The organism is Mesorhizobium sp. PL10 (genome assembly GCF_053714315.1).
The window spans coordinates 1-365 of record NZ_JBSKBR010000220.1 but is presented as its reverse complement, the minus strand read 5'-3'; the positions used below and the strand labels follow the sequence as shown (position 1 = coordinate 365).

Sequence of the window (365 nt, the reverse complement as noted above, 5' to 3'; positions counted from 1 at the left end):
CTGACCGTCGGCCTCGGCGCCCGCGAAGGCGGCAATGCCAAGATCGCCGGCTTCGAGCCGGTGACGCTGTTTGCAGCACTTGCGCCGCTGACCACGCATCTCGGCTTCATCGCCACGGCCTCCACCACCTATGAGGAGCCCTACACGCTGGCGCGCAAATTCGCTTCGCTCGACTTGTTGTCCAACGGCCGCGCCGGCTGGAACGTGGTGACCTCGGCCGGCGACGAGACGGCGCGCAATTTCAACCGCGACGTCCAGCCCAACCACGCCGAGCGCTATGCGCGGGCGCATGAGCATGTCGAGACGGTCAAGGCGCTGTGGGACAGCTGGGAAGACGACGCCTTCATCCGCGACAAGCAGTCGGG

Annotated in this window: 1 protein-coding gene; it reads left to right on the top strand. The window is 66.8% G+C overall.

What is annotated here, in order from left to right; translation table 11 throughout:
* Positions 1-365: LLM class flavin-dependent oxidoreductase (locus ACWGTO_RS33940; RefSeq protein WP_454579013.1), on the top strand; the 365-nt coding region annotated here is incomplete at both ends.